4 protein-coding genes are annotated in these 10,448 nt (G+C 48.7%); all 4 read left to right on the top strand.

The annotated features are described in order from the left end of the window. A partial coding sequence (locus EXY25_RS03815) for an RHS repeat protein (RefSeq protein ID WP_165419249.1) occupies window positions 1–1,323 on the top strand: 1,323 nt, incomplete at its 5' end. Between the two features lie 5 nt (window positions 1,324–1,328). Continuing rightward, the gene (locus EXY25_RS03810) at window positions 1,329–4,967 is read left to right on the top strand and encodes an RHS repeat domain-containing protein (RefSeq protein ID WP_130565771.1); all 3,639 of its coding nucleotides are present in this window, start codon (window positions 1,329–1,331) and stop codon (window positions 4,965–4,967) included. A gap of 40 nt (window positions 4,968–5,007) precedes the next feature. Then, on the top strand, window positions 5,008–9,885 hold the full coding sequence (locus EXY25_RS03805; protein ID WP_165419248.1) for an RHS repeat-associated core domain-containing protein: 4,878 nt from the start codon (window positions 5,008–5,010) through the stop codon (window positions 9,883–9,885). Between the two features lie 12 nt (window positions 9,886–9,897). Next, window positions 9,898–10,332: a hypothetical protein gene (locus EXY25_RS03800; protein ID WP_130565769.1), complete on the top strand. Its 435-nt coding sequence runs from the start codon at window positions 9,898–9,900 to the stop codon at window positions 10,330–10,332. Window positions 10,333–10,448 lie beyond the last annotated feature (116 nt).

Below are 10,448 nucleotides of genomic sequence, written 5' to 3'. Positions count from 1 at the left end.
CTGGGCAATACCACCGCTTATGAATATGATCCGCTGGGTAATCTGCTGCGAAGCACCAGCCCGCTACTCAACGTCACGAAGTATGACTACAACGGCTTAGGTCAACAGACTGAAAGTACCGATCCTGCGGGCGGTAAAACGCATTATGCCTACGATAAAACAGGTCGGGTTACACAAGTGACCGATCCGAATGGTGCGATCACCCGCTATGAATATGACGGGTTGGGAAATCTGGTGAAACAGCACAGTGCAGATACCGGGGTGACAACTTATACCTACGACGCTGCCGGCAACCTGTTGACTAAAACAGATGCGAATAAGATCACCACCGCTTATCGTTACGATGCCCTGAACCGTCTGACGGCCATCGACTATACGGATGATGGTCTGGATGTGACGCTGACTTACGATGAAGGGGCTTACGGCAAAGGGCGGTTAACCACGCTCACTGATGGCAGTGGCAGCACCCGTTATCGTTATACCGCCTTGGGGCAGGTCGCAGAGCAGACGACCACCATAGGTCAACACAGTTATACGCTGACTTACCGCTATCGTCCCGGCGGAGCCCTGGCAGAGGTGACTTACCCAAGTGGACGGGTACTCACCTACCAGTACAACACACACGGGCAGTTAAGCGGGATCAGCCAGCAGCATCGTGAGCAAACCAAGGCACTGGTAACCGACATTATCTATCAGCCATTCGGTCCACTCAGTCGTTACACCCTAGGGAATGGCAAGACGGTGAGCCGCCAGTTCGATCTGGCGGGGCGGTTAACAGAGATCCACTTACTGGGTGTCTACCACAGTCAGCTGAGTTATGACGCTGACGGCAATATCCGCCTGATGGAACAGCCTCATATGCCCGCACGTCAGCAACAGTTCAGCTATGACGCGCTAAACCGGTTGACCGAGGCCTATGGGGCTTACGGTGACTATGCGTACAACTACGATCCGGTGGGCAACCGTACTGCACTGACCCAGGATAATGATACTGACACCTGGCAGTACCAGGCGCAAAGTAATCGTCTGACGCTCCCGTACGCCCATGATGAAGCAGGTAACCGCATTGCTGACACCGCCCACCTTTATCGCTATGGCGCTCATAACCGGATGATAGAGCTAATAGATAGGCAGCGGCACATGAGTACCGACTATGGCTATAACGGTCTAGGACAGCGGGTCATCAAAGCCAATCTGTTTGGGCAGGTCGAGTTTATTTATGACGGCGCAGGTCAACTGATAGCGGAAGCGGACAGTGAAGGTTTGGTAGTAAAGGAATATATCCCGCTGGGCGGTCAGCCGCTAGTGATGGCGGTGGAGTAAGAAAAATGACAGGAAATAAAAGAACCAGGCGTGCTGGTATTGCTCTTTCAAAAATGTTCATTGGGTGGTTGATGTTCTGCGGCTCATTGCATGCAGCAATAGAGCCATATTTCGATGAAGTTCCAGCACAGCAGTTGTTTAAACCTTCAAGAATTGGTGCCGACTTTTTTATAAATGCGGATGAAGCCTGCAAGAGCATTATGCCGCCGCCACGCGGAACGAATCCCGAAATCACAACTCATGAGCCTGTTTACGCCCATGCTCACCCAGATTACGGATTAGGCTGCTGGATGACTGTGCAATGGGACTACCCGGGCGACCATGGTTTTGATGAGAAGAAACCTGTTTTCCATCAAGGCTGGGTTGGTGCCTACTGGTTCTGCCCGAAGGGTTATATCAATAAGAAAGGTGAGCCCCAGACGTGCCAGAAGCGCATTATCAGCAATGATGGAACTTGCCCCCTCGGTAACCCATTTCTGCTTGGAAGCGGGCAAAAAACAGAGCTGGATACCGACTACCAGAGCGCTTTCGCACACTCTCCTGAGTTAACACTCTCTCGAAGCTATACCAGCGGCCAATACAACAAGCCTCGTGGGGAGTTTGGAAACAACTGGTTTCTTCATCGATTCGGGCGTTCAGTATTGCTGGATGCAGACGGTCAGAGGCTGCACTATCGTTCTTCTCCGTCTAGGCTTATCAGCTTTACGCTCAACAGTGACAGCACCTTTCAGCACGACGGTGGTAAAACCTATCAGATCGATGCACTTGAGAACGGTAACTACCGAATTAAGGACATTGCCAATAATCGCGCCGAGGTCTTTAGCCCGGAAGGCCGGTTGCTGAGCATTGTTCAGTCCAGCGGCGTTGAACTGACACTGACCTATGAGCAAAATCTTAAGTACATTCAGAGCGCTTTTGGGCAGCGTATCGAGCTTCAGTGGACGAATGGCTTAATCACTAAAGCGCTCATGCCGGATGGAAGCACCGTTCGATACAGTTATACAAAGGTTAATGGAGCCGATGCGTTAACCTCCGTTCAGTACGACGATGGTTCATTGAAACGCTATGAATATGAAGCGCTTGCTGATCCTCTTCTGCCGTATGATGAGCAGGAGGAGGCCGCTCTCTCTGAAATCACCAGCCGTTTACTTGTGGCGGCCAACAAAGGGGAGAACAGTATTACAGGCGTTCCCTCCACTCAGAATCATTTGCTTGCTTTCAACAAAAGTCGTGCCGATCACTACGGTTTCTATCTATGGGGGCAAAACGTTAACCTCAAGCTAACTAAACGTATCGACGAGAACGGTATTGTTTATGGCACTTACGCATACAACGAAGAAGGGCAGGTAGTATCTGAGCATCATTACGGTAGTGCAGAGAGTTATCTGCTGGAACGGGATACATCAAACGGGCTGCTTGTTACCAGCCCGCTTGGCAACCAGGTACGGTATAAGTTTCAGATAACTGATGGCCGTATTGTCACATCTGAAATTCAAGGGGTGGAGACCGAAGGCTGCAGTATTGGACATTCCGCGTTTCACTATACGAGCGATGGAAAAATCTTAAGAAAATCTGACGCCAATGGTACCTATACCGATTACGTATACAACTCGGATGGATTGAAGTCAAAAGCTACAGTGGCAAACGGCAAGCCTGAGGAGATATCTACTAGTTACGAGTACTACTCTGAAGGTACTTTAAAGAGTACTGAAAACGGGGTAACCAGAACAGAGTACGGATATGACTCAGAAGGTCGTGTGACCAGTGTTCTGGAAAGAGATATCAGTTCCGGTGCTTATCGAGCGCATGCTTATGTTTATGGTGAAAATGGCTTACTAAAAAGCATTGATGGCCCACGTAGTGATGTCTCTGATAACACTACCTTCGGCTACGATGCTTATGGAAATATAACTACTATCACCAATGCGTTGGGACATGTCACCTCACTTAAGGATCATGACGCCAACGGTCAGCCTCTTAGTATCGCTGATGCGAACGGCGTTGCCATCACTTTTAAATACGACGTCCGCGGCCGGCTGACTGAAAGCAGCACTGCCGGTGAGACCACCCTGTACAGCTACGACAAGGTCGGTCAGCTGACACAGCTGACCTTGCCGGGTGGCGAGCAACTGTTCTACAGCTACAACGGCGCCCGCTATCTGACTGAAGTCAGGGACAGTGCTGGCAACAGCCTGAGCTACAGTCACGACCAGGCCGGTAACGTCACTGCCATCGAGGTGAAGGACAGCAGCGGCAACCTGGTGCAGACTCAAAATCAGGCGTACGACAGCCTTGGCCGGCTGGCCACCTACACCGATGCACTGGGCAATACCACCGCTTATGAATATGATCCGCTGGGTAATCTGCTGCGAAGCACCAGCCCGCTACTCAACGTCACGAAGTATGACTACAACGGCTTAGGTCAACAGACTGAAAGTACCGATCCTGCGGGCGGTAAAACGCATTATGCCTACGATAAAACAGGTCGGGTTACACAAGTGACCGATCCGAATGGTGCGATCACCCGCTATGAATATGACGGGTTGGGAAATCTGGTGAAACAGCACAGTGCAGATACCGGGGTGACAACTTATACCTACGACGCTGCCGGCAACCTGTTGACTAAAACAGATGCGAATAAGATCACCACCGCTTATCGTTACGATGCCCTGAACCGTCTGACGGCCATCGACTATACGGATGATGGTCTGGATGTGACGCTGACTTACGATGAAGGGGCTTACGGCAAAGGGCGGTTAACCACGCTCACTGATGGCAGTGGCAGCACCCGTTATCGTTATACCGCCCTGAGCCAGGTCGCAGAGCAGACGACCACCATAGGTCAACACAGTTATACGCTGACTTACCGCTATCGTCCCGGCGGAGCCCTGGCAGAGGTGACTTACCCAAGTGGACGGGTACTCACCTACCAGTACAACACACACGGGCAGTTAAGCGGGATCAGCCAGCAGCATCGTGAGCAAACCAAGGCACTGGTAACCGACATTATCTATCAGCCATTCGGTCCACTCAGTCGTTACACCCTGGGGAATGGCAAGACGGTGAGCCGCCAGTTCGATCTGGCGGGGCGGTTAACAGAGATCCACTTACTGGGTGTCTACCACAGTCAGCTGAGTTATGACGCTGACGGCAATATCCGCCTGATGGAACAGCCTCATATGCCCGCACGTCAGCAACAGTTCAGCTATGACGCGCTAAACCGGTTGACCGAGGCCTATGGGGATTACGGTGACTATGCGTACAACTACGATCCGGTGGGCAACCGTACTGCACTGACCCAGGATAATGATACTGACACCTGGCAGTACCAGGCGCAAAGTAATCGTCTGACGCTCCCGTACGCCCATGATGAAGCAGGTAACCGCATTGCTGACACCGCCCACCTTTATCGCTATGGCGCTCATAACCGGATGATAGAGCTAATAGACAGGCAGCGGCACATGAGTACCGACTATGGCTATAACGGTCTAGGACAGCGGGTCATCAAAGCCAATCTGTTTGGGCAGGTCGAGTTTATTTATGACGGCGCAGGTCAACTGATAGCGGAAGCGGACAGTGAAGGTCTGGTAGTAAAGGAATATATCCCGCTGGGCGGTCAGCCGCTCGTGATGGCGGTGGAGTAAAGGAATGCAAATCAGAATGGATACATTAAGGAAAGGCGCGATGAGGTTTTATACCGTTATTGGATTACTACTCTGGGCATGCCATTCGCCACTATTTGCACTCACGCTTGATGCTGACACAGTGTTGGCTTCCGGAGAGCATACTTACAGCGAAGATCTTGTTGTACCTACTGGTGTCACCCTTACTATCGAGCCCGGTGCAAAATTAGTATTTAGTGGCAGTAGAAAATTAAAAGTTGAGCAGGGGGCAGTGCTACTAGCAAGCGGCACATTAGATCGTCCAGTTGTATTTACCAGCAATGCACTATCGCCCACCAAGGGAAGTTGGGGAGGCATTCACGTATATGGTGGTCGTGCTGCTGACACTATTCAATTCGATCATGTTCGAATTGAATATGCAACTTATGGGATTAATCTAAGTGGGGCTGATGTAAAGGCTCGCCTGACCAACTCCGAGTTACATAGCAACACTTATGGCGTGTACGGTAATGGCAGTGAAACAGGTGGAGAGTTTCATGATAATTATGTACACGATAATAGCTATGGTTACTATTTTAACTGGAGCTACGGAAGTCCTCAGAATGGTATACCGATAAGCATTCATGGCAACGATTTTGAAGATAACAGCACTCGCCATTTGGAGGTGCGGTATTTCGGTGATGCCATCGATCATGTCATCGATGCCACAGGGAACTGGTGGGGCAGTGACGACCCGTATGTGATCGCCAGCAAAATATACGATGGTCAAGACTCTCTGAGTTACTCTCCCTGGGTTGATTTTAGTGGTTATCTTGACAGTCCCTCGGGGACGCCTGTCGCTGGTGATATGTATTTGTTGCCCGTGACAGAGAATACGGTTTGGCACAGCCTCAACGGGCGATTACTACGAACCGTGCCTGTACTTGATGGAGCTACACTGACGATCGCCGAAGGCACTGTTATAGAGGCGGAAAAAAATGCGGGGTTAACGGTTCAAACGGGCGCGCAACTTCATCTATCAGGGTCAGCAGATAATCCCGTAACGTTGACATCTTCTTCATTATCTCCAAAGAAAGGCGATTGGTTTGGTATCAAGGTGGAGGGGCAGAGAGAAGCGAACAGTATCCAGTTCAGCCACGCAATCATCGAGTATGCAACTTATGGTTTAACACTAAGCCAGACAGATACGAACGCACTGATTGCAGACAGTGAATTTCGCTACAACAGCTACGGTATTTACTTCAATGGTGCCCGCACAGGCGGGCAGGTTTATGCTAACTACCTTCACGATAATCAATATGCCATCTATTTAAATGGTGGCAGTAGTGTGCTTGCCGACCATCCTACACCCACCTTTAGGGAAAACCGGTTCGAAGAAAACAACTATCACCTTTATACGCTGGGCTTTAGAGATGAACTATTGGCGACGGTCGATGCTAAAGACAATTGGTGGGGCTCCCAAGATCTAAGTGATATTAATCGGAAAATCTACGATAGTCAGGACAGCACGAACCAGCGGCCTACGGTTGATTTCAGTGGGTTTTGGTTAGATCCAGACGGTACGGTGTCAGTTGGTACACAGTACTTAAAACCTATCGTGACAGATACAACCTGGTCGGCGACAGACGGGTGGGTATTGAAGCCAGTCAAAGTGGCCAACGGCGCCACGCTGACATTGGCCGCTGGCACACAACTGAAGTTCAGTGATGGCGCGGGATTGACGGTTGAAGAGGGAAGCTCTCTTAGAATACAGGGAACTGAGGCGCAACCAGTTTTCCTCACTTCAGATCGTGAACAGCCCTCCAAGGGAAGCTGGCAAGGTATCACTGTTAAAGGTCAGCGAGATGCAGATTCAATCGTGGTTGAACACGCTAAGTTGGCGTTTGCCAGTTATGCGTTAAAACTTGAGGCTGGGGCCAAGGCGATACTGCGGGACAGTTATCTGCACGATAATACGTATGCGATATATCTTTACGGCGCCAATAGTGGTGGCGAATTTACAACTAACCAGATTACTGAAAATAGTTATGGCTTTTATGTATACGGAGGAAACGCATCACCTGACCAACAGCCAGTTTTAACCGTTAGTCGAAACAGCATTTCAGATAACACAAGCTATAACTTCTATGTTCGAAACTACGGCAATGCAAGCTCATCCGTTGTCGATGTACGTCAAAACTGGTGGGGTAGTGCAGAGCCATCAGCCATTGACCAGAAAATCTATGATCAGAGTGATACGACTAGTGCGCCTTGGCTAGACTTTACTGAATACTTGCTCAGTGAAGGTGGGCAGGCGTCTGGCGGGACTCAGTACGGTGTCGGCATTTTTGAAGATACCATCTGGGATGCGCCGGACGGTGTTTTGCTTCGAAAAATCAAAGTAAGTGATGGCGCGACCTTATCTGTCATAGCTGGTGCCTATACGGAAGCGGTGAAAAATGCGGAAATTATCGTAGAGCAGGGGGCGAACTTGCACCTTCTAGGCTCAGCTCCTCAGCCAGTAGTGTTTACTTCCATTAAAGCGACGCCAGCCAAAAACGACTGGGCAGGGATAACCATTCGCGGGGTTCGCACACCTGACAGTGTTACGGTGCGTTATGCTGAAATTGCTTATGCATCAAAAGCAATAAATCTATCACAAAACGACACCGCAGCCCAAGTTGAAGACAGCGCACTCCATGACAGTACCTATGGCGTTTATGTATACGGACAGCGCGTAGATGCCTCAATTCAGCGAAGTAATATCCAAAACAACGGTTATGGCGTCTATATCAGTGGTGCTAATGGTGTTTTGGATAACCACCCCAGAGTGAGGATTAATCACAGTCGACTGGAAAGCAATAGTAGCTACAACGTATATGCCTCGTCCTTCAAAGACGCATCTAAAGCGCTTATAGACGCTACAAACAACTGGTGGGGTACTGCGGAGCCCAATCAGATAAACAATAAACTGTATGACTATCAGAAAAACAACAATAGCGGCGCGTGGGTTGATTTTCGAGGGTACTGGCTTGACGCTTCGGGTGAACATATTGCATCCACCGAACAACTCTTGGGCAGTATTCACGGAGAAACAAGGCTAAGTGGTAGCTATGAGCTAATAACAAAATTGTTCGTTGAACCGGGTGCGAGTCTCGTTTTTGCGCCAGGCACGGATATTCGAGCACATAGTCAAACCGGTATTACTGTAAGGAAAGATGCAAGCTTAATAAGCAACGGTGCGAGTGTGTCGCAGGTGGTGCTTCGAAGTGCCAAAAACGATGCTAGCCCCAGCGACTGGATTGGGGTGACTGTCGAGTCTGATAATGCCCAAGTGGCGATGCGGTATACCCGTATCTCAGATGCGGACAAGGCGCTGAATTTTTATGGCAAAAGAACCAAGGGTACCGTCACGCAGTCAACACTATCAGACAATCATTATGGTGTTTATGTCTATGGTGGTAATAGCTATTTTAATGACCACCCGGTTCCTGTCGTCAGCAGCACTCAGATCACTGGAAATACCAGTTACGGCTACTACAGCTCCGGTTTTTATGATGGTTCGCTAAGGATGCTAAATGCGCGAGGAAACGCGTGGGGCACAATGGATGAAGCGAGTATCGAGTCACTCGTTTACCATCACAATGATTACAGCAGAGCTCCTATCGTTGATTTTGGTGTATATCGTACTGTTGGTTCCGCACCTATTCTGGTTTCGGCTGAAGCTCCAGCAACGACCTATGCGGGGATGACGGTCAACTTAAGCGGTAGTGATACTATCGCAACAATGGGAGACGTAGCCAGTTATGAGTGGCGTCAGTTAACTGGTCCCGTGCTAGAGCTTATTGCAGGAGACAATGGCTCAGCCACGTTTATTTCTCCAGATTTAGACACCGCTCAATTGGCCACGCTATTGCTCACAGTAACCGACAGCAATGGCGTTGTGGCTACGGAGATAGTCAATATAAACCTGGCACCTTTGACTGATTACAACCAACCTCCCGCTATACAGTCAATGGCAACGCTTGTTGTTGATGCTGATACTGCAGTAGTGATTGCACCTGAAGTAATAGATGGTGACGGTGATACGTTGAGTTATCACTGGGAGCAGCTTAGCGGCCCAGAGGTATCGTTGGTTGCAAGTGACAGGATAGATCTTGAGTTTACATCACCGAGCTTAGGTCAGCCTGAGCTAATGAGTTTTGCCCTCACTGTGAGTGACGGTTACTACGATGTTCGGGAAGTTTACACGGTGGGAGCCAGAGCAAGGCGCGAATCTACCGGGGAGTATTACTTCGCGAATGACCATCTGGGCACACCGCAACGTTTGACTGACAGTGACGCTAACCTAGTTTGGGATGCCGTATACACGCCCTTTGGTCTTGCTGATGTTAAGCTGGAAACGGTCACCAATAACCTGCGCTTCCCGGGCCAATACTATGACGGTGAAAGTGGGTTGCATTATAACTACTTCCGGGATTATGACCCTAATACCGGGCGCTACATTCAGTCTGATCCGATTGGCCTGAACGGTGGGTTGAATACTTATGGGTATGTTGGTGGAAACCCCCTTAGATTTGTAGATCCTACTGGGGAAATTGCTATTTTGGCCGTTCCAGTCGCTCAGTTTGTAATTGATGCTCTGGCAGTTGGTATTGGAATCGTCATGATGATTGACGATAGGCCAGAACAACTTCAGTTCCCAGCAGCATCTGAGCGTTTAAGGTATAAGGATTTTTGTAACAACCCCCCTCCTGAGACAGGCAACAGATGCCATGATAAGAGGGCTAAGATTGAGTGGATGCAGACTTGTAGAGACATGAGGCAGCAATGGGATGACCGTTACTTTCCTGGTAGACATGAACCTGACATTCGAGATCTTGATAAAGGAATTAGAAAGTTGAAGAGACAATACGCTCGTTCTTGGGAGTGTAAAGATGAGCCATTAGATTGTGATTAAGGTGATTCGAACATGACACGTAAAATTCCTTGTTCTCAAGACTGGGGTGATTTATCAGACCCAGATGCATTTGATTCATATGAAAAGTTTTATCAAAAAAGCAATGATGAGATGCAGGTAGAGTTTAAAAAAAATGTAATTCAGAGTTGTAGTGGTTTGAGGTGGATGCCAATAAAGCCTTTCATGTATTACATCTTTGGTCTGAAGCAGTATATAGAGTCTAATGACTTCGGTTTTTATGATAAATCTGATGCTGTAAGCTGTTTCTTTGAATTGATTAATGAAAAAGCTGCAACCTACCCGGAAAATGTTAAGGAAATATATTCTGAGCTAAAACCTCTTCTGGATTATATTTCAGAAAACCAGAGTGAATATGATGCAGATGTTGATATTTACGGGGATTTTGGGCGGAAAAATGATGAGATAATTAAAATGATGAGTAACTGATTGGTTTTATCTCTTGCATTAGTGCTGACTGATTTAAATGGCTTGGATTAGTAGTAGGCTAAATTAAACAGCAGAACTGATCACTTCTAAACAGCAGCTATGTCAGGTTGGTGCAG

The organism is Corallincola spongiicola (assembly GCF_004284785.1).
Classification (GTDB): Bacteria; Pseudomonadota; Gammaproteobacteria; order Enterobacterales; family Neiellaceae; genus Corallincola; species Corallincola holothuriorum.
Note: the sequence above shows the minus strand (reverse complement) of the source record. Positions and strands in the feature narration are given on the sequence as shown.

Coding starts and splice junctions, on each gene's coding strand:
- EXY25_RS03810 (WP_130565771.1), top strand. CDS start 1,329: ATGACAGGAAATAAAAGAACCAGGCGTGCTGGTATTGCTCTTTCAAAA.
- EXY25_RS03805 (WP_165419248.1), top strand. CDS start 5,008: ATGAGGTTTTATACCGTTATTGGATTACTACTCTGGGCATGCCATTCG.
- EXY25_RS03800 (WP_130565769.1), top strand. CDS start 9,898: ATGACACGTAAAATTCCTTGTTCTCAAGACTGGGGTGATTTATCAGAC.